Genomic DNA, 26,603 nt, shown 5'->3' on the forward strand with positions numbered 1-26,603 from the left:
TTTGTGAGATTAAATTTATTATGGTCATGAATATATTAACAAAAATTTTTGGTAGCCGTAACGAACGTACCCTGCGCCGCATGCGCAAGAAAGTCGATATTATTAATCGTCTGGAACCCGATATGGAAAAGCTTTCAGACGAAGAGCTGAAAGCGAAAACCAATGAATTCCGTGAACGTCTGAAAAAAGGCGAATCGTTGGATAGCCTGCTGCCGGAAGCTTTTGCCGTGGTGCGTGAATCCAGTAAACGCGTGTTTGGTATGCGCCACTTTGACGTTCAGTTAATCGGCGGGATGGTGTTGAATGAACGCTGTATCGCTGAAATGCGCACCGGTGAAGGTAAAACGCTGACGGCGACGCTGCCTGCTTATCTCAATGCGCTGACCGGGCGAGGCGTTCATGTCGTGACGGTGAACGATTATCTGGCGCAACGCGACGCGGAAAACAACCGCCCGCTGTTTGAGTTCCTGGGGCTGACTGTAGGTATTAACCTGCCAGGGATGCCGGCGCCGGCTAAACGCGAAGCCTATGCCGCGGACATTACTTACGGCACCAATAACGAATACGGTTTTGACTATCTGCGCGACAATATGGCTTTCAGCCCGGAAGAGCGTGTGCAGCGTAAACTGTATTATGCGCTGGTGGATGAGGTCGACTCCATTCTGATCGATGAAGCCCGTACGCCGCTGATTATCTCCGGCCCGGCGGAAGACAGCTCTGAACTTTATATCCGCGTTAACAAAATTATTCCTCATCTGATCCGTCAGGAGAAAGAAGATTCGGACACCTTCCATGGCGAAGGCCACTTTTCTGTCGATGAAAAATCGCGTCAGGTAAACCTGACGGAACGCGGCCTGGTGTTGGTTGAAGAGTTGCTGGTGAAGGAAGGCATCATGGACGAGGGCGAGTCGCTTTATTCGCCGGCCAACATTATGCTGATGCACCATGTTACCGCCGCTTTGCGCGCTCACGTGCTGTTCGCTCGTGACGTGGACTACATTGTGAAAGATGGTGAAGTCATCATCGTGGATGAACACACCGGCCGTACCATGCAAGGACGCCGCTGGTCCGATGGTTTACACCAGGCGGTGGAAGCGAAAGAGAATGTCGCTATTCAGAATGAAAACCAGACATTAGCGTCAATCACCTTCCAGAATTACTTCCGTTTGTATGAAAAACTGGCCGGGATGACGGGGACGGCGGATACGGAAGCCTTTGAATTCAGCTCGATTTATAAGCTGGATACCATCGTTGTTCCGACCAACCGTCCGATGATCCGTAAAGATTTGCCCGATCTGGTCTACATGACGGAACATGAAAAAATTGACGCCATCATTGAAGATATCAAAGAGCGCTCGACGAAAGGACAGCCGGTACTGGTGGGTACGATTTCCATTGAGAAATCAGAGGTCGTTTCCCAGGCGTTGAATAAAGCCGGCATTAAACACAACGTATTGAACGCTAAATTCCACGCCATGGAAGCGGATATCATCGCCCAGGCGGGGCAGTCGGGATCCGTCACGATCGCTACCAACATGGCTGGCCGCGGTACGGATATTGTACTGGGCGGCAGTTGGCAGGCTGAAATCGCGCAGCTGGAAAACCCGGATGAGGCGCAGATTGCTGAGATTAAAGCGGAATGGCAAAAACGCCATGATGCGGTATTGGCTGCCGGCGGTTTGCATATTATCGGTACCGAGCGTCATGAATCCCGTCGTATCGATAACCAGCTGCGCGGTCGTTCCGGCCGTCAGGGGGATGCGGGCTCTTCCCGCTTCTATCTGTCGATGGAAGATGCGCTGATGCGTATTTTTGCCTCCGACCGTGTTTCCAACATGATGCGTAAATTGGGTATGAAACCCGGCGAGGCGATTGAGCATCCCTGGGTGACCAAGGCGATTGCCAATGCGCAGCGTAAAGTGGAAAGCCGCAACTTTGATATTCGTAAGCAACTGCTTGAATATGATGATGTCGCCAATGACCAGCGGCGGGCGATTTACTCCCAGCGTAACGAACTGCTGGATGTTTCCGATATCAGTGAAACCATCAACAGCATTCGCGAAGATGTCTTCAAAGTGACGATTGATAGCTATATTCCGCCGCAGTCGCTGGAAGAGATGTGGGACGTTGAAGGTCTGGAGCAGCGTCTGAAAAATGACTTTGATCTGGAAATGCCGATTAAGGAATGGTTGGATAAAGAGCCAGAGCTGCATGAAGAAACGCTGCGCGAACGTATTTTCCAACAGGCCGTCGAGGTTTATCAGCGCAAAGAAGAGATTGTTGGCAGCGAAGTGATGCGCAACTTTGAGAAAGGCGTTATGTTACAAACGCTGGACTCCCTGTGGAAAGAGCATCTGGCGGCAATGGACTATCTGCGTCAGGGTATTCACCTGCGCGGCTATGCGCAGAAGGATCCCAAACAGGAATATAAGCGTGAGTCTTTCGCCATGTTCGCCGCCATGCTGGAATCGCTGAAATATGAAGTGATCAGCACGCTGAGCAAGGTTCAGGTCCGTATGCCGGAAGAGATCGAGGCGCTGGAGCAGCAGCGTCGTGAAGAAGCTGAACGTCTGGCTCGTCAGCAGCAACTGAGTCATCAGGAGGAGGTCAGCCAGGATAGCGGCATGCCTGTTCAGGTGGATCGCAAAATCGGTCGCAACGATCCATGTCCTTGCGGATCCGGGAAAAAATATAAGCAATGTCACGGCCGTTTACAGAAGTAACTGAGCGTTGAATTGAGTCATAATGTAAAGGGAAGTGCTGACAAACCCTCTCTTCCTGATTGGGCAACGCAGGCTACTTTGTCGATAGTCTGAGGCGGTCGCAGGCCGCCTTTTACTTGGTGGGACGTATGATGGAGCAAAAGCAGTTATCCGTTGCGGTGGGCATCATTCGCAATGCTGAGCAAAAATTTTTTATTGCCCGTCGGCCGGTAGGGGTTCATATGGCCGGTATGTGGGAGTTTCCCGGAGGAAAGGTTGAAGCGGGGGAGACCCCGGAGCAAGCGTTGATTCGCGAGTTGCGCGAGGAAACGGGCATTGAGGTGGAAAATCCGCAGCCGTTAAACAACAAAACCTTTTCTACGCCCGAACGCATGATTACGCTGCATTTCTATCTGGTGGAGCATTGGCGGGGAGAGCCGTATGGCCGTGAAGGGCAGGCATCTCGCTGGCTGAGGGCCGATGAATTGCTGGAAGATGAGTTTCCGCCAGCGAATGCGGAAATGATCCGCTGGTTGAAATCTCATTGAGCGTTAACGTTAGACCGCTGAAAAGCGGTCGTTATGCGGCTCCTTACCGCTGAGATTCACTCCACTCTTCGCTATCTGAAATGATATCGTCGCTGGGGATACGCTTTTCTTCATCCGCCCATTCCCCCAGATCGATAAGCTGACAGCGTTTGCTGCAAAACGGGCGATAAGTGCTTTTTTCGCTCCATTCGACTGGTTTTTTACAGGTCGGGCATTTTACGATGAGCACGTCATTATCCATAGGGTTTCTCCTATACCTTTTATCTTTCAAACAGTAGCGTTGAAATCTATGGGGTATACTCTAACTAACTGTTTATAAATCATATTAATTAACAACAGGCCAACTCAAACGTCAGGCGAGGCGGGATCTGTCCGTTCTCGCTATCCAACGATAGGAAACGGATGGCGTAGCGCGTTTTATAACCCGATATTTGCGGGTAAAGCTGGTGGGCCAAATCGATACGTAAGCGTAAAAGCTCGGCGTCCGACGCATTATCCTGAAAGAAGCCGTTTAGACTAATCTGCGGACGAAAAGTCGCGGAATGACGAATCAATTCCAGCACCATAGTCAGTGATTTCTTTAACGGCGACAATGAATTGAGCCAGCCGGAAACCAATTGCTCGCGCTGCTCCTGCGGCTGATAAAGCCAGATATGCAGGGTAGGCAAATCGAAACTGCAACAGCCGCCCGGAATGCTGATCCGTTGACGGACCATGCCGATCAGACGATCTTCGCGCAATATTTGCCCCATCCTCGGCGCCGCCATCAGTTCGGTTGACTGCTCTTTTAACTGTCGGCGTAGAGAGTGGATCCGCTCCATATCAACGCCGGGAACATCGCTCCATTGCAGTAACTTTTGCTGCTGGCGTTCCAGTTCTTTCAACAGTTCAGTCCGAACATCTCCGCGTTCTAGGATGTCCATAAGGTCGGCAACGGCGCGGAAAAACGTCATCGCGCTTCCCATATCAATCAGGGAATGGTTATGGTGCAATTGCTGTAGCAGCGACTCGATACGCAACCAGGTACGCATTTTTTCGTTTAGCGGATGTTCAAATAAAATGGTTGAGGAAGCGTCACTCATGCTTAGTAATCCTGTTAGCGGCTGAGGCGGCGAGCTCAAGATAACGTTGATGCAGTTCAGCAACACGTGAAGCAAGCTCTCTTTGGCTACGGTTATTATCAATAATATCATCGGCATGGGCCAGACGTTGTTCGCGAGTCGCCTGGGCCGCCAATATGTTTTCTGCCTGTTGACGGCTAACGCCGTCTCGGGCAAGCGTGCGTTCAAGCTGGGTATCCCGGTTCACATCGACAACCAGAACACGTTGCGCATATTGTTGCAAACCGTTCTCTATCAGTAATGGCACAACCCACAATACATAGGGAGCGGTGATTTGTTGAAATTGAGACTGCGTTTCCGCATGAATCAACGGGTGCAACAGATGATTCACCCATTGTTTCTCCTCCGGGGAGGAAAAGATTTTTTGACGCAGCGCGGCGCGATTCAAAGAACCATCGGCGTTAAGGATACTATCGCCAAAGCGCTGCCTGATCGCCTCCAGGGCTGGGGTTCCGGGTTCAACAACCTGACGCGCAATGACATCCGCATCAATGATGTCCACCCCAAGTTTAGAGAACTCATCGGCTACCGTGCTTTTCCCACTGCCGATGCCACCGGTTAAGGCTACGATATAGGTCATATGCCGATTTTTAAAGTTAATGGATAAATTTATCTGATTTTATCCCAAACAGGGAAGTTTTGCGCGTGGAATAAAACGGCGGAAAGATAGACGGACGCCAGTATGGCCGCGGCTTCCGGCGAGGTTCAAATCAATATGCCGCCTCACCGCTATCGTCGTCATACTTCAAGTCGCGTGTGAGCAGGCTCTGTTACTCGGCCCATCCATGGGCCCCGTCCCGTTAGGGCTGCCGGCAGCGCGGCATATTGAACGCTTCGGCAAAAAATGGTGTGAGGCGATTTAGTCCCATTTACTCCAGGCTCACCACCACCACTGATTTGGCAGGGATTTTCAATGCCAGTACCGAGCCGTTAATCTTGCCATCTTGATAGTTGACCGGATGAATAACTTCAGGCTGGCCGGGAATGTTGTGCGCATCCATGACCGCGCTGGTCAGTATTTCACCGGAAACAGACTTCGCTTTAAGCGATCCCAGGTTGATGGATAGATCATAGCCTTCGCGCAGGTTCATGTTGGCGACGCCTATATATATCTTGCCGTCCTTCGCCCTGGCGGCGGAAACATTGAAAGCCGGGAACGATTTGCCGCCGTAAGTCAGCTGCGGCGCCTTCACATCAAGCGGGATAGCGGTAGAATCCTGGAACGGCACATACATCTTGAAGGCATAATAGGTCGGCGTCAGCGCGATCTTGTCACCTTCGGTCAGAATCATCGCCTGCAGTACATTGATGGCCTGAGCGATGTTGGTCATCCGCACGCGCTCGGCATATTTATGAAAAATATTGAAGTTGGCGGCAGCCAGAATACCGTCGCGCAGGGTGTTTTGCTGGAACAGATGACCCGCATAGGTGCCGGGCTCAACGTTATACCAAGTGCCCCATTCGTCAACGAACAGACCGATGCGTTTTTGCGGATCGTTCTTATCCATAACGGCAATATGCTGCTGCAGCACATCGTCCATGCGCAAGGTTTGCTGGAAAATCGCGTTCCACTGCTCTTCAGGGAAACCCGTCGCGCTGGCCTGATTGCGGTTTACCCACTCGCCCGTCAGTACCGTGTAGAAATGCAAAGAGATTGCATCCATATGAAACGCGGCGTTTTTCATGACCACGTCAGTCCAGTGGGTATCATCGTTATTCGCGCCGGAAGCGACGCGCTGCGCGGTGTTGTCATTGCCTTCATGGAAATTGAGGCCGTCTTTATGGAAAAAAGATCCCCAGCGGTGCAGCTCATTGGAATAATACTCCGGCGTCATATTGCCGCCGCAGCCCCAGCTTTCATTGCCGATGCCGATAAACGGCACCTTAAACGGCTCGTCGCGGCCATTGGCGCGGCGCTCGTTAGCCAGACTGTCCTGCTCCTTGGAAGTTAAATATTCGATCCATTCACGCATTTCCGTCGGCGTGGATGACGCGACATTAACTGAAATATAGGCGTCCGCGCCGACCTGCTCGGCAAAGTCGAAAAACTCGTGGGTGCCGAAGGCGTTATTTTCCAGACCGCCGCCCCACCAGTTATTTTTGCGCACCGGGCGTTTATCGCGCGGTCCTATGCCGTCACGCCAGTGATATTCGTCAGCGAAACAACCTCCCGGCCAGCGCACGACCGGCACTTTGATCGCTTTGAGCGCTACGACGACATCGTTTCTGATGCCGCGCGTGTTCGGAATGGGGGAGTCGGGGCCGACCCAGATGCCATCGTAAATGCCGCGCCCCAAATGTTCAGAAAACTGGCCGTAGATATAACGCGATATCTGGGGGCCGGGCTGTTCGGCTTTCAGTGTCGCTTCGATGCGGCTCTCTGCGACGGCGCTCGACATCAACCCCGCCAATCCCATCATTAGTACCGAAAGTTTCATCTTTCTCATAATCATCCCGTAATAATATTTAAGATAAAAAAAAACCTGAGCGAGCCTCTTGTGAGAGCCCACTCAGGTTTTGCCTGGTCGATAACCAGTGACAATCCGGTGTTATATCAGGGGTAAAGATTATAGAGATTAACCGGATGGCGATATAGCGTACGTCACATTTCCGCCCTCGCCATCCTTAATATTAACGTTTCAGACGTCATATATTCACTCCGGCGGCTTGTCTGAGGTTTGAGTCTGTAGTCGGCGTTACAAGCCGTGATGATGGCCGGGGGCGCCCGCTAAATATTCATCGTCGCCACTTAAGAAAGTAAATTCACACTCTTGTCGCAGGATTATTCCCGCGTATGATAACGTCACTGGATATGGCATTAATTTCGCCGATCACAATTTTTGCGAACCATCGCCACTAACCAGGAATTCGAACCTCATGCGTATTGAAGAAGATTTAAAGTTAGGTTTTAAAGACGTTCTCATCCGACCTAAGCGTTCTACTCTCAAAAGCCGTTCCGACGTTGAACTGGAACGTCAATTCACCTTTCTCCACGCCGGGTGTGACTGGTCAGGTGTGCCGATTATCGCTGCCAATATGGATACCGTAGGCACATTTCGTATGGCGGAAGCATTGGCATCCTTCGACGTATTAACGGCGGTCCATAAACATTATTCACTGGAACAATGGACGGCGTTTGTTCAGCGTTCATCCGCATCTGTGTTACGCCACGTTATGGTGTCGACCGGCACCTCGGAAGCCGATTTCACCAAACTGAAGGAAATTCTGGCTCTGTCATCGGAGCTGAAGTTCATTTGTATCGATGTCGCCAATGGCTACTCGGAACACTTTGTCACGTTTTTGCAAAAAGCGCGCGAAGCCTGCCCGGATAAAGTTATTTGCGCGGGTAATGTGGTGACCGGGGAAATGGTCGAAGAGCTGATTTTGTCCGGCGCGGATATCGTGAAGGTCGGCATCGGACCGGGTTCGGTCTGCACCACCCGAGTGAAAACGGGCGTTGGCTATCCGCAGCTTTCCGCTGTGATTGAGTGCGCCGATGCCGCGCATGGACTGGGCGGACAGATAGTCAGCGACGGCGGTTGTACTGCGCCGGGCGACGTGGCCAAAGCCTTTGGCGGCGGTGCGGATTTCGTCATGCTGGGCGGTATGCTGGCGGGACATGATGAGTGTGAAGGCACTATCGTTGATGAGAATGGCGAAAAAATGATGCTGTTCTACGGCATGAGTTCCGCTTCGGCGATGGAGCGCCATGTCGGCGGGGTCGCAGAGTATCGCGCCGCCGAAGGCAAAACGGTTAAACTGCCGCTGCGCGGCCCTGTTGATAACACCGTGCGCGATATCCTGGGGGGATTGCGTTCCGCCTGTACTTATGTCGGGGCTTCCCGTCTGAAAGAGCTGACCAAACGTACCACGTTTATTCGCGTTGCCGAGCAGGAGAACCGCGTTTTCAATAACTAATTTGATATCAGCCGTCCGCGGATTTTGACGGCTGTGATGGCATGGATAGTTGATGATATTGGCCGGTTTATGCGCCGGCCAATACGTTGCCCAGTTGAAAAATCGGTAAATACATTCCAATCACCAGCGCGCCGACCATTCCCCCAACAATCAACATCATCGCCGGCTCCATCGTTTGCATTAGCGTTTCCGCCTGCTGTCGCGTTTTTCTTTCATACCATTGCGCCAACTGCATAAACAACGCATCTAATTCCCCGGTTTCCTCGCCGACGCGGATGAGTTGCCGGCAAGGCGCTGGAAACAGCGTCGCATATCGTTGTGTTGCGTCATGAAGAGTAACGCCCTGTTGGATCTCCGTTTGAATTTGTTGGATGGCGTTCTGATAAACGGGGTGGCGGATCGTGGCGGCCGCGTCTAATCCCGCCGGCAATGTGAGTCCCGCGCGCTGCGTCATCGACAGTATATTAAATATCTGACACAGACAGTTGCCCCGAATCAGATTAGCGATGACCGGCAATTTTAGTAGCCAGGCCTGCTCTTTTTCCCGCCAGAATGGTCTGCGCCGCCGTAGGTCGAAATAACCCGATAACGCAGCGAATACGAGAATAAGCCCGGTCAAACCATAATTGCGGATCCCATCGGCCAGATGCAGCAACTGCTGGGTAAACCAGGGAAGCGGCGTATCGAAAGAGGCATACAGGCTGGAAAACTCCGGTAATACCAGGGTTAGCATCAGTACGCTGACCAGCGTCGCGATGATCAATACGAAGCAGGGGTAGCGCAGCGCTTTGATTACCTTTTGCTGTAGCAGGGATTTCCCTTCCTGTTGCCGGGCTAACTGGAGGCAGCATTCATCGAGATTTCCTGTTAATTCGCCTACGGCGATCAGTGAACGATAGATGACAGGAAAGATATGCGGATATTCCGTCAACGTTTCAGACAGTGCTTTTCCTTGCGCGATCCGGGCGCCGATCTCTTTTAATATGCAGCGCCAGGCGGGCCGTTGATGCTGTTCAGCCATCAGCTTAATGGCTTCCAGCAGCGGCAGACCCGCGCGTAAAAGCATGGCTAATTGCTTGATCAGTTCGCTGAGCTGCTCTCCTTTCCAGTAACGAGGTGACAGAAACTGACCTGTTCTCAATGACAAGGGTTGATACCCTTGAATAATCAAACGGGTATAGGCCTGTTGCCGGTAGGGGCTGATGATCTCTCCGTGGACCAATATCCCTTCCTGGGTGATGGCCCGCCAGTGATATAAGCGCTCCCATTTCATTGCGCAGTCTCCTGATTTTGGATGCCTGCGCCGACAATGCGATAGATCTCTGTTATTGACGTTACCCCTTCATTGACCAGAGATAAACCGGCTGCAAGCAATGTGGTCTGGCCGGACTCCCGCGAGAGCTGAGTGAGTTGATTGTTGTTCGCGTTATTGGCCAGAGCTTGCTGTAACTCGGGTGTGACGACTAACAGTTCATAGATGGCGACACGGCCGTAATAACCGGAAAAGCAGTGATTACAGCCTGCGGCCTGCCAGTTGTTCAACGGGCCGCGCCACAGTTCCGCTGGCAGGCGGGCAAGGGGGCGGCCTGGGTTTTACAATGGGGACACAGGCGGCGCACCAGGCGTTGGGATATCACCAGCTTCAGGGCCGCGGCGAGCAGATAGCCGGGGATGCCCAAATGGCTTAGCCGGGTCAGGGTTTCCACCGCGGAGTTGGTATGTAGCGTCGACATCACCAGATGCCCGGTTTGCGCGGCTTTAACGGCGATTTCAGCGGTTTCGGCATCCCGGATTTCGCCGACCATGATTACATCGGGATCCTGGCGTAACATCGCCCGCAATATCCGGCTAAAATCCAGATCGGCTTTAGGGTTGATCGCCGTCTGGTTAATCCCCGGTAGTGGAATTTCAATGGGATCCTCCACGCTACAGATGTTGCGGCTGACGTTATTCAGCCAGCGTATGGCGCTGTACAGCGTAACGGTTTTGCCGCTGCCGGTGGGGCCGGTCACCAGAATCAGCCCCTGCGGCGAACTGAGCGCCTGGATCAGGCGGGCCAGATCGATGTCCGAAAGCCCCAGCTTATCCAATGCCAGCTCTTGCCGCTGAGTTTGCTGTATCCGCAGCACCACTTTTTCTCCATGTTGTACTGGCAATGTCGAAATACGTAGCGAATAGGCCTGCTGATCCAGCGTGATGCTGAATTGGCCATCCTGCGGCAAGCGCCGCTCAGCGATATTCAGCTTACCCATTATTTTCAGCCGGGCGGTAATGCGCGCGGTCAGCCCAACCGGCGCGGCCGGGATTTCCTGCAATACTCCGTCAATGCGCAAGCGGACGCGATAATAAGTCGCCAACGGTTCCAAATGAATATCTGATGCGCGACGCTGAATCGCCAGACGCAAGGTCTGATTAATAAAATGAACCGCGGGCGTATCGTCGTCATGGATATGGTCGTCCGGCTCCGTATGGTAATCCTCCGCCGGCTCCTCAACGGCATTTACCGGGCTGAGCTGTTGTTCCAGCTTCGCCTGTGGCCATTGTTCTATCAGAATCTGGCGGTTGCTGGCGAAACGCAGCGCGGCAATCATTTCCGCCGTGGGCGGGCCATTTACTGCCACCGACAAGGTCTGTTCATCCATGTTCAGGAGCAGGGCGTGATAGCGTTGGCACAGTATCTGTAATTCATTGGCGAGATGCTCTGCGTCAACCATCGTTAACCTGCCGTATCATCAAAACGGAAAACATCCTGACAGGCGGATTGCAGGTTGTCCGCATTACTCTCGGTAACGCAATTTTTTGTCCAGCGCGGCGTGCTGGTTGCGGTATCCCATTCGGGGGTCAGTATTACGCTCAGCCCTTGTAACGTAGATTGTCCGGTTAAGGTGATAACGCCTTGACTAACACTTACCGCGCTGACATAGCGCGAGGACTGACTGGCGGGAATCCCCTGTTTCCCTGCATTACAGCTAGAGAAAGCCGCATTTCCCAGCCCGCAAAGATCGACGGCGGTTTTATATGACGCCATCGTTTGCAGCATATCGGTCATCGCCGCTTTTTGCAGATATCCCTGATAAGCCGGTACGCCAATGGCGCTGAGAATGGCGACAATCGCGATGACGATCATCAATTCAACCAGCGTAAACCCCTGTTGTTTACTCATAGATATTTCCCTGTCGTGGTCGGTATATCGACAAGATAGAAAAAGAGCCGGCAGTTGGCGACAGGGGCGGGTTGAGGCGGGAATCCGGCGCGAAAAAAAGTTGGTGATTTGCTGATTATTGAATATTTTTTGCGAGCCGTTCCGCAATAGCGAAAGTGATTCGGCGCAGTGGAAATACCAGGAGAGGAGAGCGTTATAACGCGGGGATGCGTCTCTTAAGACGAAACGCTCTATCTACTGATAAACGATGCCGCTCAAGCGCCTGGACGATAAAACCGCCAGGCAAATTTCACTTAGAGGAAACGCATCGACAGGTCCAATGCGCGGACATGTTTGGTCAATGCGCCGACGGAAATGTAGTCCACGCCGGTTTCTGCGTAATCGCGCAGCGTCTCTATTGTTACATTGCCTGATATTTCCAGCAGGGCGCGGCCTTGGGCGATCTTCACCGCTTCACGGATTTTATCCAGACTGAAGTTATCCAGCATAATGATGTCCGCTCCGGCATCCAGAGCCTGTTGCAATTCATCCAGTGATTCCACTTCCACTTCTACCGGCACATCGCTACGCAGCGAAAAGGCTTTCTCCACCGCCTGTTTGATAGAACCGGCTGCAACGATGTGATTCTCCTTAATCAGGAAGGCATCGGATAAGCCAAGCCGGTGGTTATCGCCGCCGCCGCATGACACGGCATATTTCAGCGCAGTTCGTAGCCCCGGCAACGTCTTACGCGTATCAAGCAGCCGGGTACGGGTGCCGGCCAGTATAGCGACGTAATGGCTGACCTCGGTCGCCACGCCGGAGAGCGTTTGCAGAAAATTCAGCGCGGTACGTTCACCCGTTAAAAGTTGTTTGGCGGGGCCGGTTATGTCGCACAAGGTTTGGTTGGGAGAGATAGCATCGCCATCGGCAACATGCCAGGTAATGGACGTTGCCTCGCCAAGTTGGGTAAAGACTTCCTCAAGCCAGCGTTTACCGCAGAAGATACCGGCTTCACGGGTGATAATACGGGCATGGGCCTGAATATTATCCGGTAATAATTGTGCGGTAATATCTTGAGAGGCATCGACAACGCCGCCCAAATCCTCACGTAATGCCAGTTGAACGCTGGCGGGAATATCCTGTGCGATACGATTGAACAGCTCGATTTGGCGCTGTTCCTGACTGTAGCGGCGTGTTGTCATTACAAAAACTCCGACGGGGATCCGGGGCTATATGCTATCTTGTTTAGGGGATGACATCCAGAATGGATATTCATTATAATTCAATTAATTAGATGTGTTAGGCGCGTTTGCCGCCATCAGCCGGAAAGGCGCGGGCTTTATTTTCGCCGGAGACGTCATCGCGCAAGACGATGATGGCGTCGGCGTCTGAGGATTGGCGTAGGAAGCGGTTATCCGGTAAGCAAACGATCGCCGGTGGTCAAGGCGGTTTATCATGTTGCGCCAATGAGCAGGGAAAGCCATAAACCTTTTATATCCAGTTGGTTAGGTATGATGTCGAGAAACATGGTAATCTGTGGCGGAAAGGTTTTTTGTTAAACATTGTTCCAATTAACAGTACCTTATTCAGCCCGGCAAACGACAAGATGCGAGGTTATCGCCGATGCTTTTGGAAAATGGCTGGTTATCTGAAGTAAAACACATACCTTCCCCACACTATGATAGTCGCCCCAACGATGAAGCTCCTTCTCTGCTGGTGATCCACAACATCAGTTTGCCGCCGGGGGAATTCGGCGGTCCTTACATTGATCAACTATTTACCGCGACGCTGGATCCGGCGGCGCATCCTTATTTTGCCGCTATCTGCCATTTACGGGTTTCTGCGCACTGCCTGATTCGCCGGGATGGGGAAATTATTCAATACGTTCCTTTTCATCTGCGAGCCTGGCATGCGGGCGTCTCTGTTTTTGAAGGACGTGAGCGGTGTAACGATTTTTCAATTGGCATCGAACTGGAAGGAACGGATACGTTACCTTTTACTACAGAACAATATTCTCAACTGGCGGCGATAACCCGGCTGCTGATTGACGCTTATCCTATTACGCCGTCGCGAATTACCGGACACAGTGATATTGCGCCCGGCCGTAAAACCGACCCTGGCCCGGCTTTTGATTGGGATCTATATCACCGCCTGTTGCAGGAAAACTGGATAAAGAACGAAGGGAGTATAAAACGATGACGCTATTTACATTGTTGCTGGTATTGGCGTGGGAGCGTCTGTTCAAACTGGGTGAGCATTGGCAGTTGGATCACCGTCTTGAAGCCGTGTTTCGCCGTCTATCGCCCCCTTCTTTATTTCAAACCCTGTTCCTGACGCTTTGCTGCATGGGCGCTGCGGCCATCCTGTTATGGCTGGCCGATGGGCTTTTATTCGGTCTGGCTCTACTCGTGCTGTGGATTGTTATCTGCCTGATGTGTATTGGCGCAGGGAGCGTTCGCCGGCACTATCGCCGCTATCTGCAATCGGCCCAGAAGGGGGAGCTCGACGCCAGTCAGGAAATGGCCTCGGAGCTGGCGTTAATTCACGGTTTACCCGTAGGGGCCGGAGAACAAGAACGGCTGAAAGAGCTTCAAAACGCTCTGCTATGGATTAACTTTCGGTTTTATTTGGCGCCCTTGTTTTGGTTTACCGTAGCCGGTCCCTATGGCCCTGTCGCTGTGGCGGGCTACGCTTTCTTACGCGCCCGGCAGACCTGGCTGGCGCGTCGTAACACGCCGCTGGAGCGCGCGCAATCCGGCGTTGATTCATTGCTGCACTGGCTTGACTGGATCCCGGTGCGCCTGGCCGGCGTGGCTTATGCTTTGTTGGGACACGGCGAGAAGGCTTTGCCGGCATGGTTCGCCTCGCTTGGCGACTACCGCAGTTCGCAATATTGGGTTCTGACTCAGTTGGCGCAATATTCGCTGGCGCGCGAACCTCATATCGATCCCGTCGAAACGCCAAGGGCGGCGGTAGCGCTGGCGAAGAAAGTTACGTTGGCGCTGGTGGTCGTGGTGGCTTTACTGACGATTTATGGCGCGCTGGTGTGAGTGTTATCGCGGCAGAAATAAATGAAAAACGGCCGATAAATATCGGCCATTTGCGTATCCGTCGGATGAAACCTTAACGGTTTTGGTTTTTCTGTTTGATGTAGTAGCCAATCCCCAGAATGATCAACCATACCGGTATCAGCAAGACTGATATCCGTATGCCCGGCGTCAGGTACATCACGACCAGCACACCCGCCAGGAACAGCAGACAGATATAGTTGCCCAGCGGATAAAATAGCGCCTTATACTTGGTTACCGTGCCTTCGCTATCTTTCTTCGCCCGGAATTTCAAATGGGCGAGACTGATCATGGCCCAGTTGATCATCAGTGCGGAAACCACCAGCGACATTAATAATTCAAACGCTTTACCGGGAATCAGATAGTTGATCAGTACGCAGAACGCGGTAGCCAGGGCGGAAACGCCAATGGCCACCACAGGAACGCCGCGGCTATCGACCTTGCGCAGTACTTTAGGGCCATTGCCCTGTCTGGACAGGCCGTACAGCATGCGGCTGTTGCAATAAACGCAGCTGTTGTAAACCGACAGCGCGGCAGTCAGCACCACAATATTCAGCACGGTCGCCACCACGTTGCTGTTCAGTTCATGGAAGATCATCACGAAAGGACTGCCGCCTTCCACGACTTTGCCCCATGGATAAAGCGACAGCAGGATGGTCAGCGAACCGATATAAAAGATCAGAATACGGTAGATAACCTGATTTGTGGCGCGTGGAATACTCTTTTCCGGATTATCCGCTTCTGCCGCCGTGATCCCGACCAGTTCCAGCCCGCCGAACGAGAACATGATCACGGCCATCGCCATCAACAGCCCGGTCGTGCCGTTCGGGAAGAAGCCGCCCTGCGCCCATAGGTTAGTGACCGTCGCTTCCGGGCCGCCGGTGCCGCTAATCAACAACCAGCCGCCAAACACGATCATGCCGATAATGGCCGCCACTTTGATGATGGCGAACCAGAATTCCATTTCACCGTAAATTTTGACGTTCGCCAGATTAATGGCGTTAATCACCAGAAAGAAGACGGCGGCGGAAACCCAGGTGGGGATATCGGGCCACCAATACTGTACATAGATTCCCACCGCGCTGAGCTCGGCCATGGCGACCAGTACATACAGAACCCAATAGTTCCAGCCAGAGGCAAAACCGGCAAAGTCCCCCCAGTACTTATAAGCAAAATGGCTGAAAGAACCGGCCACCGGCTCTTCTACCACCATTTCCCCCAGTTGACGCATGATAAGAAAGGCGATCAGCCCTCCGATGGCGTACCCTAAAATAACTGACGGTCCAGCCATTTTTATCGTTTGAGCAATTCCGAGAAAAAGCCCGGTACCCACCGCGCCACCCAGGGCAATCAACTGAATATGACGGTTTTTTAAGCCACGCTTTAACGTTCCGTCTTGTTGTTGACCATCCATTAATTTAACCCTCTAGCCCATTGTTAACAAAAACGTACTGCCTCCTGAAAAAGCGCAGCGTATTTGTGTGGTTACGTTCGTGTAATTTTATTTTTACGATAAAGCGCTAACTATTACTTCTACACCTCTATCGTTTGTCAGAGAATAGTGGCAAGCAAAAAAGATTGCACTGATTTCTTGATGGGCTGTGAAGAAAAACCATAACCGCATCAATGCCTCACTCGTGGGCCGGCCATTCCGATCGTCAGGGCGCGTTTTGGCGCTTCGTTCTTTTATCCTGTTTTTTTACCTTTCCGTCGTTAACTTGCCCAATTGACCGAGATAATGGTTCGCGGAAATGGCGTCCACCTAAAGTCAAATTGAATAAAAAATTAAATTATATGAATTAAAATTCACATTTTTTGATGTTTAAACGGTTCAGCATCGTCCGTTTTTCGTTTCATGAAAGTTAAAACATAAAGAAGGGAATTAATGGTAATACCGCCGATGTACTATCACTTTGCCTTACGCGTTTCGTGCATTTGTTAAAATCTGGGGGGATTGGTGATTTTACTCAACGTCCTTATGGACAGAAGGTGAATAATTTGTTACTTTAGCGTCACGTTTTTGAAATTGGTATTACCAATTGACTCCGCGCCTTTTCGCAGAGATGAATCAACCATGGCATACAGCAAGATCCGTCAGCCCAAACTATCAGATGTGATTGAGCAACAACTGGAGTTTCTGATTCTTGAAGGAACTTTACGCCCCGGCGAGAAACTGCCCCCGGAGCGTGAACTGGCCAAGCAGTTCGATGTCTCCCGCCCTTCTCTGAGAGAAGCCATTCAACGCCTGGAAGCCAAAGGATTACTTTTGCGCCGTCAGGGCGGTGGTACTTTCGTACAGGCCAATCTATGGCAAAGCGTCAGCGATCCGCTGGCGGCGCTATTGAGCAATCATCCTGAATCGCAATTCGATCTGCTGGAAACCCGTCACGCGTTAGAAGGCATTGCCGCTTATTACGCCGCGCTACGCGGAACCGAGTCGGATTTGCAGCGTATCCGGGAGTGTCATGCGGTTATTCAGCAGGCCAGGGATGCCGGTGACTTGGAGGCGGAATCGGAAGCGGTTATGCAGTATCAGATAGCCGTAACGGAAGCGACCCATAATGTGGTGTTGTTGCACCTGCTGCGCTGCATGGGGCCGATGCTTGAACAGAATGTAAGACAGAATTTTGAATTGCTTTATCTAAGCCGGGAAGTGCTGGCGCAGGTGGGCATTCATCGCGCCGGGATTTTTGAAGCGATTGTCGCCCGCGAGCCTGAGAGGGCGCGCGAAGCATCACATCGTCATCTGGCGTTTATTGAGGAAGTACTGCTGGATCTTAACCGGGAAAATAGCCGACGAGAAAGGTCATTACGCCGGCTCCAGCAACGCAAGGATTGAGCGTCCTTATACCCAATAGATTTCAAGATGCGGCCAATGCGCCGGCAACCTGAAGGATGGCGGGAATTCTTTGGACTCTGAATGCGGCGACTACGACGACGAGCCTGTCTTCGTGTGTTTTTACTCAGATTTCAGTTGGGCAGAGCACAGGAAGACAGGCTCCAACAAACTAACTTATTAGAGAAGATAAGGAATAACCATGTCAGATCGTTTAAATAATGACGTGGATCCGATCGAAACCCGCGACTGGCTGCAGGCGATCGAATCGGTCATCCGTGAAGAGGGTGTTGAGCGCGCTCAGTTCCTGATTGATCAGGTATTGAGCGAAGCGCGTAAAGGCGGAGTGAGCGTTGCTGCCGGCAGCGCTGCAAGCCAATACATCAACACCATCGCAGTAGAAGATGAACCGGAATATCCAGGCAATTTGGATCTGGAAAGCCATATTCGTTCAGCAATTCGCTGGAATGCGGTAATGACGGTGCTGCGTGCTTCGAAAAAAGATCTGGAACTGGGCGGTCACATGGCTTCTTTCCAGTCTTCCGCAACCTTCTATGAAGTGTGCTTTAACCATTTCTTCCGCGCGCGCAATGAACAAGACGGCGGCGATCTGGTTTACTTCCAGGGTCATATCTCTCCCGGCGTTTATGCCCGCGCCTTCCTTGAAGGCCGCCTGACCGAAGAACAGATGAACAACTTCCGTCAGGAAGTGCACGGTAAAGGTTTGTCTTCTTACCCGCACCCGAAACTGATGCCGGAATTCTGGCAGTTCCCGACCGTTTCCATGGGCCTGGGGCCGATTGGCGCTATCTATCAGGCTAAGTTCCTGAAATACCTTGAGCACCGCGGCCTGAAAAATACCTCTAAACAAACCGTTTACGCTTTCCTGGGCGACGGTGAAATGGACGAACCGGAATCCAAAGGCGCGATCACCATCGCCACCCGCGAAAAACTGGATAACCTGGTCTTCGTTATCAACTGTAACCTGCAACGTCTTGATGGCCCGGTTACCGGTAATGGCAAGATCATTAACGAGCTGGAAGGCATCTTCGGCGGCGCCGGCTGGGAAGTGATCAAGGTTATCTGGGGCGGACGCTGGGACGAACTGCTGCGTAAAGATACCAGCGGCAAACTGATCCAACTGATGAATGAAACCGTCGACGGCGACTATCAGACCTTCAAGTCCAAGAACGGCGCCTATGTCCGCGAGCACTTCTTCGGTAAATATCCGGAAACCGCTGCGCTGGTGAAAGACTGGACCGACGATCAGATCTGGTCGCTGAACCGTGGTGGCCACGATCCGAAGAAAGTCTACGCCGCGCTGAAAAAAGCGCAGGAAACCAAGGGCAAGCCGGTGGTTATTCTGGCGCATACCATTAAAGGTTATGGTATGGGCGAAGCGGCTGAAGGTAAGAACATCGCTCACCAGGTTAAGAAAATCAACATGGAAGGCGTGCGTTACTTCCGCGATCGCTTCAATGTGCCGGTCAGTGATGAAGACGTCGAAAAACTGCCGTTCATTACTTTCGATAAAGATTCCGCAGAGTACAAATATCTGCATGAGCGCCGTCAGGCGTTGGAAGGCTATCTGCCTACCCGTCAGCCGAAATTCAGCGAACAGCTGGAATTGCCGACGCTGGAAGACTTCGGTCCTCTGCTGGAAGAGCAGAACAAAGAGATCTCCACCACCATCGCTTTCGTTCGCGCCCTGAACGTGATGCTGAAGAACAAGTCGATCAAAGATCGCCTGGTTCCGATTATCGCCGATGAAGCGCGTACCTTCGGTATGGAAGGTCTGTTCCGTCAGATCGGGATTTACAGCCCGAACGGTCAGCAGTACACCCCGCAGGACCGCGAACAGGTCGCCTACTATAAGGAAGACGAGAAAGGCCAGATCCTGCAGGAAGGGATCAACGAACTGGGCGCCGGCGCATCCTGGCTGGCGGCGGCAACGTCCTACAGCACCAACGACCTGCCGATGATCCCGTTCTATATCTACTACTCGATGTTCGGTTTCCAGCGTATCGGCGACCTGTGCTGGGCGGCGGGCGATCAGCAGGCTCGCGGCTTCCTGATCGGCGGGACTTCCGGCCGTACCACGCTGAACGGCGAAGGTTTGCAGCATGAAGACGGCCACAGCCACATTCAGTCGCTGACTATTCCGAACTGTATTTCTTACGATCCGGCCTATGCTTACGAAGTCGCCGTCATCATGCATGACGGTTTGCATCGTATGTACGGCGAAGCGCAGGAAAATATTTACTACTACATCACCACGCTGAACGAAAACTACCACATGCCTGCCATGCCGCAGGGTGCGGAAGAGGGTATTCGTAAGGGTATCTACAAGCTGGAAACGATTGAAGGCAGCAAAGGCAAAGTACAGCTGCTGGGCTCCGGTTCTATTCTGCGTCACGTGCGTGAAGCGGCGCAGATCCTGGCGAAAGACTACGGTATCGGTTCCGATGTCTTCAGCGTGACCTCCTTCACCGAACTGGCTCGTGATGGTCAGGATTGCGAACGCTGGAACATGCTGCACCCGACCGAAGAACCGCATATTCCTTATGTGGCCCAGGTTCTGAGCGATGCGCCTGCCGTAGCGTCAACCGACTACATGAAGCTGTTCGCTGAGCAAATTCGCAACTTCATTCCGGCCAGCGATTACCGCGTGCTGGGAACCGACGGTTTCGGACGTTCCGACAGCCGTGAGAACCTGCGCCACCACTTTGAAGTGGATGCGTCTTACGTCGTGGTTGCGGCCCTGGGTGAATTGGCCAAACGCGGTGAAATCGATAAGAAAGTGGTTGCTGACGCGATCGCCAAGTTCGAAATCGATGCAGATAAAGTTAACCCGCGTCTGGCATAAGAGGTAAAGATTACATGGCTATCGAAATCAACGTACCGGATATCGGTGCAGATGAAGTTGAAGTCACCGAAGTGCTGGTGAAGGTGGGCGACAAGGTCGAAGCTGAACAGTCGCTGATCACCGTAGAAGGCGATAAAGCCTCTATGGAAGTGCCTTCCCCTCAGGCCGGTGTGGTAAAAGAGATCAAAGTTGCTGTCGGCGATAAAGTTGAAACCGGCAAACTTATCATGATTTTCGATTCCGCCGACGGCGCGGCCGATGCCGCGCCCGCCAAGGCAGAAGAGAAGAAAGAAGACGCCAAGCCGGCGGCGGCGGCCGTCGCCAGCAAAGAGGTTAATGTACCGGACATCGGCGATGATGAAGTTGAAGTCACCGAAGTGCTGGTTAAAGTCGGCGACAGCGTCGCAGCCGAACAGTCGCTGATTACCGTTGAAGGCGACAAAGCGTCAATGGAAGTGCCGGCGCCGTTCGCGGGCGTGGTTAAAGAGATCAAAATCAGCACCGGCGACAAAGTGAAAACCGGCTCGCTGATTATGGTATTCGAAGTCGCTGGCGCCGCACCCGCACCGGCTGCGGCGAAAGAAGAAAGCCAGGCTGCTCCGGCCGCCGGCTCCGCGTCTGCGGCGAAAGACGTCAACGTGCCGGATATCGGCGGCGACGAAGTGGAAGTGACCGAAGTGCTGGTCAAGGTAGGCGATAAGGTTGCCGCCGAACAGTCGCTGATCACGGTTGAAGGCGACAAGGCTTCGATGGAAGTGCCGGCGCCGTTTGCCGGTACGGTAAAAGAGATCAAAATCAACACCGGCGACAAAGTGAAAACCGGCTCGCCGATCATGGTCTTTGAAGTCGAGGGCGCAGCCCCGGCCGCCGCGCCCGCCGCCAAGCAGGAAGCCGCCGCCCCGGCGAAGAAAGCCGAAGCCGCGCCTGCCGCGAAAGCGGAAGCGAAAGGCGAATTCGCCGAAAATGACGCTTACGTTCACGCGACGCCGGTTATCCGCCGTCTGGCCCGTGAGTTTGGCGTTAATCTGGCCAAAGTGAAGGGCACCGGCCGTAAGGGCCGCATTCTGCGCGAAGATGTGCAGGCTTATGTGAAAGAGGCGGTTAAACGCGCCGAGTCGGCGCCGGCCGTTAGCGGCGGCGGTCTGCCGGGCATGCTGCCTTGGCCGAAGGTGGACTTCAGCAAGTTCGGTGAGATTGAAGAAGTCGAACTGGGCCGTATCCAGAAAATCTCCGGCGCCAACCTGAGCCGTAACTGGGTGATGATTCCGCATGTTACCCATTTCGACAAAACGGATATCACCGATCTGGAAGCGTTCCGTAAGCAGCAGAACGTAGAAGCCGAGAAGAAAAAACTGGATGTGAAGATCACCCCGGTTGTTTTCATCATGAAAGCCGTTGCCGCTGCTCTTGAGCAGATGCCTCGTTTCAACAGTTCGCTGTCCGAAGACGGTCAACGTCTGACGCTGAAGAAATACATCAACATCGGCGTGGCGGTTGATACGCCGAATGGTCTGGTGGTTCCCGTGTTCAAAGATGTGAACAAGAAAGGCATCGTCGAACTGTCTCGTGAACTGATGACGATCTCCAAGAAAGCGCGCGACGGTAAGCTGACCGCAGGCGAAATGCAGGGGGGATGCTTCACTATCTCCAGCATCGGCGGCCTCGGCACGACGCATTTCGCGCCGATTGTCAACGCGCCGGAAGTCGCTATTCTGGGTGTGTCTAAGTCGGCGATGGAACCGGTCTGGAATGGTAAAGAGTTTGTGCCGCGTCTGATGCTGCCGATATCTCTGTCCTTCGACCATCGTGTCATTGACGGTGCTGATGGCGCTCGTTTTATTACCATCATCAACAACATGCTGTCTGACATTCGTCGTCTGGTAATGTAACCGTAAAGGCTGGCCTTGCGGCCGGCCTTTTTGTTAACGTCAGTGTTGCTAACAATATTATGCAGCTAAAGATCCAGATAATGGGTTTAGGTGCTTAAATGTTATCAGGCGGCACTGTTGAGACACTATTCATTTGCTGGCAATTTGCAGGTTGTTAACAATTATGTAAACTGCTGGCGATGAAAGCGTCCCGGCGGATGAAAGGCGTACTTAAATTAACTCGCCATAAGAAAGTCGTCTGGCCGCCGGACAAACAAAACATGAGGTCATGATGAGTACTGAAATTAAAGCTCAGGTGGTGGTACTTGGTGCCGGCCCTGCAGGTTACTCGGCTGCATTTCGTTGTGCGGACTTGGGCCTGGAAACCGTGCTGGTAGAACGCTACTCCACGCTGGGTGGGGTATGTCTGAACGTGGGTTGTATCCCTTCCAAAGCCTTGCTGCACGTTGCTAAAGTGATTGAAGAAGCGAAAGCGCTGGCAGAGCACGGCATCGTATTCGGCGAGCCTAAAACCGATATTGATAAAATTCGTCTGTGGAAAGAGAAAGTTATCACTCAGCTGACCGGCGGCCTGTCCGGTATGGCGAAGGCCCGTAAAGTCAAAGTGGTTAACGGTCTGGGTAAATTCACCGGCGCCAATACGCTGGTTGTCGACGGCGAAAACGGCCAAACAACGATTAATTTCGAAAACGCGATTATTGCCGCCGGTTCCCGTCCGATCCAACTGCCGTTTATTCCGCATGAAGATCCGCGCGTATGGGATTCCACCGATGCGCTGGAGCTGAAAAGCGTGCCGGAGCGTCTGCTGATCATGGGCGGCGGCATCATCGGTCTGGAAATGGGGACCGTGTATCATGCGCTTGGTTCTCAGATCGACGTGGTGGAAATGTTCGATCAGGTGATCCCGGCCGCCGATAAAGACATCGTCAAGGTCTTCACCAAACGCATCAGCAAGCAGTTTACCCTGATGCTGGAAACCAAAGTGACCGCGGTAGAAGCCAAAGAAGACGGTATCTACGTCACGATGGAAGGCAAAAAAGCGCCGGCCGAACCGCAGCGTTATGATGCGGTGCTGGTGGCGATCGGCCGCGTGCCTAACGGTAAGTCGCTGGATGCCGGTCAGGCGGGCGTTGAAGTCGACGATCGCGGTTTTATCCGCGTCGATAAGCAGATGCGCACCAATGTGCCGCATATCTATGCGATTGGCGACATCGTCGGTCAGCCGATGCTGGCGCACAAGGGCGTGCATGAAGGCCACGTCGCCGCTGAAGTTATCGCCGGTAAGAAGCACTATTTCGATCCGAAAGTGATCCCGTCCATTGCCTATACCGAGCCGGAAGTGGCCTGGGTCGGCATGACCGAGAAAGAAGCGAAAGAGAAAGGCATCAGCTTTGAGACGGCGACGTTCCCGTGGGCGGCGTCCGGGCGCGCCATTGCTTCCGACTGTTCGGATGGTATGACCAAACTGATTTTCGACAAAGAGACGCATCGCGTTATCGGCGGGGCGATTGTCGGTACTAACGGCGGCGAGCTGTTAGGTGAAATCGGTCTGGCGATTGAGATGGGTTGTGACGCGGAAGATATCGCGCTGACCATCCATGCTCACCCGACGCTGCATGAATCCGTTGGTCTGGCGGCTGAAATTTATGAAGGCAGCATCACCGACCTGCCGAACCCGAAGGCGAAGAAGAAAAAGTAATTTTGTTCGCGTTCAAACCGCATGAATCTAATCCGGCGCCGTAAAGGCACCGGATTTTTTTTTGCCGCTGTCGGTTACCGGCGATGGGAGCAATGTTCTTTCTCATTCTCCGCCGGCAACAAATAGGCGCGATCGGAGCCGGCCCTCGTTTTACCGCGGCCTGAATTGCAGCGAAGTTTGACTGGCGAACGGCGGGAAACATGATGGTTGCTGACGCTGGTTTCTGATATGTTTAGCGCAATTGTCCGCAGCTATCTGGTTGAGAACGCGGCATTTAATCTGACGGGCGAACGTAGAAAGGCGATTGCTGACGCAATCTCGTTATAACAGCCTTCTTGATAACATAATTTCGCTGACGAATGACTGACCTTGGCATGCTTTGCGCGCAGAGATCGTTTTAGTTTACAGGGATACGGAGATGAAAAGGTATCTGGGCGTTATCGTGCTGGCGTTATGGGCATCGGTATGCAGCGGTAAAGGCACGCTGACGGAAGGCGTGTATCTGATTGATGATATCCAGGTGGTATTTGACAATAACAAGGCGCTCGGTGAAGGGGACGCGTCATTTCAAAAAAGCATCGTCGGACAAATCAAAAGCATCAAAGACAACGCCTATTTCAATTTTATGCCGACGGAGGTGATTTATTATACCCCTGACGGAAAAGCGACCGAGAATATTAAAGCCGCAAGGGTACAGCTAAACGCCGTTTGGCATACGATAAAGGTCGATGGGGAAGACACGATTCGACTGGTTTCCGATAAAAAATTGGCCTGCGCGTTTTATGACTGCCAAATTACCCTGGTATTGAAAAAAACCACCGCTCAGGCGCCGGCGTTAATCAAGATCAAACAGCATCTCGACGAGAGAGAAAAAGCCTATCAGGCGCGGCTTGTTGAGGAAAAAGACACGTTTAATCGTGTACCGATGGACGATTTTCCCGGCATTCCGTTTTCTCCCGCCGAGAATTTCACTATCAAGCTGCCGTTTAAAATTTACGACAAGATAAAACTGTGGGAGTTTGGCATTTATATCCGCAGGATGGAGCGGCTCCTGATCAACCGAGAAAATAAAAATACGCGGATCTACTCCTATCATGACCGGCAGCATAAAACCGACTTCGACCTGTTTGTCGTTAGCGGCAAAAAGAGCGATTTCAACCTGGCTTCATGGCTGAAATATAAGCATGGAATACTGTTTCAATCGGACCACGGCGCCGCGTATTATAATGAGAGTAAACAGCTTGAAACCGTTTATTTTCAATATGATGAGGTTGGCCAGCGTTACTTTTTCGGGCTAGCGAACGCCGAGGACGTGACGCAGCTCGCCAGAGCGTTTGCCGTGCTGCGAACCATGGATGTTCGCTACCGCGGCGCCCAGGCGCTCTCTATGCGTGATGTGGCGTTATCTCAGCAGGCGCTGGAAGAAAAATATGGAATCAAGATCGCTGACGAACTTAACGCCGCCGATTTGCAGGAAACCATTTGGAAAGAAATCGATCTGCGCATGGCGAAGCCTGAACGTTTTATCAAACGGGAATTGAAACGTATCCGCGTAAAGTTTCCGTCAGACTCCTTGCACTATGATATTTATTTTTCCGTCACCACCCAATCAATACCTGAACTGATGGCCGAAATCAGGCAAATCGTCCCGAAAGGTGAACAGCTAGGCGACGTATTTATTTACGGTAACAGCGCATTCCATGGCTACGAATACAACGTTAATGTCGGAGAGGGACTCAGGTTGCAGTTTATGGTGCCTCATGACGCCGGAACGCCTTTAGAGCGACTGATGTTTCTGCATGTGTTGCAACAGCTTGACCTCAGCCGTTTTCCGGCCATTGCCGGCGCAGAGAGAAACAACCTATTTAAGTACGACAGTAAAACCTATGCTTCTCCCCAACCGGAAGATCGCTATTTTAGTCTTGATATCGGCCTGCTTGATGGTCAGGGAAATTTGATCATCAGCCAGCCTGATGATGGCGTTTTCGAGTTTAAAGAAACGCCTCCTTATATACTGGCCATCAGGTCTAAAACCGCGGAAGAAGGCGACGGCGGCAAGAAACATGGCGTGTGGGTGTTTGATGAAAAAGGAAAACTCCTTCATCAGACGCTGGAGTTGGAAGGCATTGTTGAACAGCGGCTCGCGATTAGCGGCGACGGCAAAAAGCTGGGGTTGTACGATCTGAAAAATCAGCAATGGCGGTTGCAGCCGGCGTATGAAGAACTCAGTTGGCACAACGGCGTGTTTCTTGCTTCCCATATCAAAATTGAAGCCACAGGTAGCATCGAAGTAAGAAAGCGCATCGCTGAGGATTTACTTGATAAAGACGGACGGGTATTGGCAACGGGCCACTTTATTACGGTGGCTGATGATAGGGATCGCGTTATCGTTACCGGAGAAAAAAAGGTCAGCCTGATGGATAAGCAGGGTAGGGTTCTGCTAACGCGTAGCGGCGACGACTTGGAGTATGTGTCTGAAATTAATGCCTATGCGCTGAAAGTATCCGACTCTGCCGGTAAGCATAAACGGGTAGGGATAATCAGCGAGCAGGGGGAAATCATTCTTCCCGTGGAATACGGCGGATATCTGGTATACGACGGCCGCCTTGAAATGTCGTCGCCAGACTTTACGCGTGTTAGCCTGTTCGAGGTCGACAAGATTAAAGATTGGCGCAACCACCAGCCGCTGCGGGCAATCCCCTTTCCCTGATTAAGATTAATCGGTTATTTTTATTGCGGAGTTCCTTCTGGCGGCTTGCGTGAATTCGCATTGAGGCCGCCGGGATTTTTCAGCCGGTTGCGCGGAATGTG

At 52.4% G+C, this 26,603-nt stretch carries 18 protein-coding genes and 1 pseudogene; 10 read left to right on the forward strand and 9 right to left on the reverse strand.

Annotation, left to right across the window (positions count from 1 at the left end; translation table 11 throughout):
- Window positions 1-20: 20 nt before the first annotated feature.
- Window positions 21-2,723 (forward strand): preprotein translocase subunit SecA, encoded by a 2,703-nt coding sequence (secA, locus tag HC231_RS03660; protein ID WP_208229774.1) that lies wholly within the window; start codon window positions 21-23, stop codon window positions 2,721-2,723.
- A gap of 131 nt (window positions 2,724-2,854) precedes the next feature.
- A complete protein-coding gene (gene mutT, locus HC231_RS03665; protein WP_208231209.1) occupies window positions 2,855-3,250 on the forward strand; it encodes an 8-oxo-dGTP diphosphatase MutT in 396 nt (131 codons plus the stop codon).
- Between the two features lie 43 nt (window positions 3,251-3,293).
- Here the strand turns inward: mutT and yacG are convergent, their stop codons facing one another.
- The 4 genes from yacG to HC231_RS03685 all read right to left on the reverse strand — a co-directional run bounded on the left by yacG (window position 3,294) and on the right by HC231_RS03685 (window position 6,818).
- Window positions 3,294-3,491 carry a DNA gyrase inhibitor YacG gene (yacG, locus tag HC231_RS03670; protein ID WP_208229775.1) on the reverse strand — a complete coding sequence of 66 codons (198 nt, stop codon included), beginning with the start codon at window positions 3,489-3,491 and terminating at the stop codon, window positions 3,294-3,296.
- Between the two features lie 88 nt (window positions 3,492-3,579).
- Window positions 3,580-4,332: a cell division protein ZapD gene (gene zapD / locus HC231_RS03675; protein WP_208229776.1), complete on the reverse strand. Its 753-nt coding sequence runs from the start codon at window positions 4,330-4,332 to the stop codon at window positions 3,580-3,582.
- Complete coding sequence (gene coaE, locus HC231_RS03680) at window positions 4,325-4,951, reverse strand: dephospho-CoA kinase (protein WP_208229777.1); 627 nt, start codon at window positions 4,949-4,951, stop codon at window positions 4,325-4,327. Before coaE ends, zapD begins: the two co-directional genes overlap by 8 nt.
- A gap of 289 nt (window positions 4,952-5,240) precedes the next feature.
- The gene (locus HC231_RS03685) at window positions 5,241-6,818 is read right to left on the reverse strand and encodes an alpha-N-arabinofuranosidase (RefSeq protein ID WP_208229778.1); all 1,578 of its coding nucleotides are present in this window, start codon (window positions 6,816-6,818) and stop codon (window positions 5,241-5,243) included.
- A gap of 430 nt (window positions 6,819-7,248) precedes the next feature.
- Here HC231_RS03685 and HC231_RS03690 point away from each other — a divergent pair, with 430 nt between their 5' ends.
- Complete coding sequence (locus tag HC231_RS03690) at window positions 7,249-8,289, forward strand: GMP reductase (protein ID WP_208229779.1); 1,041 nt, start codon at window positions 7,249-7,251, stop codon at window positions 8,287-8,289.
- A 67-nt stretch (window positions 8,290-8,356) separates the two neighbouring features.
- Here HC231_RS03690 and hofC read toward each other — a convergent pair whose 3' ends face one another.
- The 4 genes and pseudogenes from hofC to nadC all read right to left on the reverse strand — a co-directional run bounded on the left by hofC (window position 8,357) and on the right by nadC (window position 12,636).
- Window positions 8,357-9,562, reverse strand: coding sequence for a protein transport protein HofC (gene hofC, locus HC231_RS03695; protein ID WP_208229780.1), 1,206 nt, complete (start codon window positions 9,560-9,562; stop codon window positions 8,357-8,359).
- Window positions 9,559-11,003, reverse strand: a pseudogene (gene gspE, locus HC231_RS03700) (type II secretion system protein GspE). The gene hofC and the pseudogene gspE overlap by 4 nt, the downstream one beginning before the upstream one ends.
- A 2-nt stretch (window positions 11,004-11,005) precedes the next feature.
- On the reverse strand, window positions 11,006-11,452 hold the full coding sequence (gene ppdD, locus HC231_RS03705) for a prepilin peptidase-dependent pilin (RefSeq protein ID WP_208229781.1): 447 nt from the start codon (window positions 11,450-11,452) through the stop codon (window positions 11,006-11,008).
- 293 nt (window positions 11,453-11,745) lie between these two features.
- The gene (nadC, locus tag HC231_RS03710; RefSeq protein WP_208229782.1) at window positions 11,746-12,636 is read right to left on the reverse strand and encodes a carboxylating nicotinate-nucleotide diphosphorylase; all 891 of its coding nucleotides are present in this window, start codon (window positions 12,634-12,636) and stop codon (window positions 11,746-11,748) included.
- Between the two features lie 421 nt (window positions 12,637-13,057).
- On the opposite strand from nadC, the gene ampD reads away from it, so the two are divergent.
- Entirely contained in the window at window positions 13,058-13,633 is a 576-nt protein-coding gene (ampD, locus tag HC231_RS03715; RefSeq protein WP_208229783.1) for a 1,6-anhydro-N-acetylmuramyl-L-alanine amidase AmpD, read from the forward strand.
- The gene (gene ampE, locus HC231_RS03720; RefSeq protein ID WP_208229784.1) at window positions 13,630-14,484 is read left to right on the forward strand and encodes a beta-lactamase regulator AmpE; all 855 of its coding nucleotides are present in this window, start codon (window positions 13,630-13,632) and stop codon (window positions 14,482-14,484) included. Before ampD ends, ampE begins: the two co-directional genes overlap by 4 nt.
- 73 nt (window positions 14,485-14,557) lie before the next feature.
- Here the strand turns inward: ampE and HC231_RS03725 are convergent, their stop codons facing one another.
- Window positions 14,558-15,916: an amino acid permease gene (locus HC231_RS03725; protein WP_208229785.1), complete on the reverse strand. Its 1,359-nt coding sequence runs from the start codon at window positions 15,914-15,916 to the stop codon at window positions 14,558-14,560.
- Window positions 15,917-16,576: 660 nt separating this feature from the next.
- On the opposite strand from HC231_RS03725, the gene pdhR reads away from it, so the two are divergent.
- From pdhR to HC231_RS03750, 5 genes are all read left to right on the forward strand, one after another.
- Window positions 16,577-17,341, forward strand: a complete 765-nt coding sequence (gene pdhR, locus HC231_RS03730) for a pyruvate dehydrogenase complex transcriptional repressor PdhR (protein WP_208229786.1) — start codon at window positions 16,577-16,579, stop codon at window positions 17,339-17,341.
- A gap of 199 nt (window positions 17,342-17,540) precedes the next feature.
- Window positions 17,541-20,204 carry a pyruvate dehydrogenase (acetyl-transferring), homodimeric type gene (gene aceE, locus HC231_RS03735; protein WP_208229787.1) on the forward strand — a complete coding sequence of 888 codons (2,664 nt, stop codon included), beginning with the start codon at window positions 17,541-17,543 and terminating at the stop codon, window positions 20,202-20,204.
- A 14-nt stretch (window positions 20,205-20,218) separates the two neighbouring features.
- Window positions 20,219-22,093, forward strand: coding sequence for a pyruvate dehydrogenase complex dihydrolipoyllysine-residue acetyltransferase (gene aceF, locus HC231_RS03740; protein WP_208229788.1), 1,875 nt, complete (start codon window positions 20,219-20,221; stop codon window positions 22,091-22,093).
- Between the two features lie 271 nt (window positions 22,094-22,364).
- Window positions 22,365-23,792: a dihydrolipoyl dehydrogenase gene (gene lpdA, locus HC231_RS03745; RefSeq protein WP_208231210.1), complete on the forward strand. Its 1,428-nt coding sequence runs from the start codon at window positions 22,365-22,367 to the stop codon at window positions 23,790-23,792.
- Between the two features lie 418 nt (window positions 23,793-24,210).
- A complete protein-coding gene (locus tag HC231_RS03750) occupies window positions 24,211-26,502 on the forward strand; it encodes a hypothetical protein (RefSeq protein ID WP_246494678.1) in 2,292 nt (763 codons plus the stop codon).
- Window positions 26,503-26,603: the final 101 nt, after the last annotated feature.

Source organism: Brenneria izadpanahii, from assembly GCF_017569925.1.
Taxonomy (GTDB): domain Bacteria; phylum Pseudomonadota; class Gammaproteobacteria; order Enterobacterales; family Enterobacteriaceae; genus Brenneria; species Brenneria izadpanahii.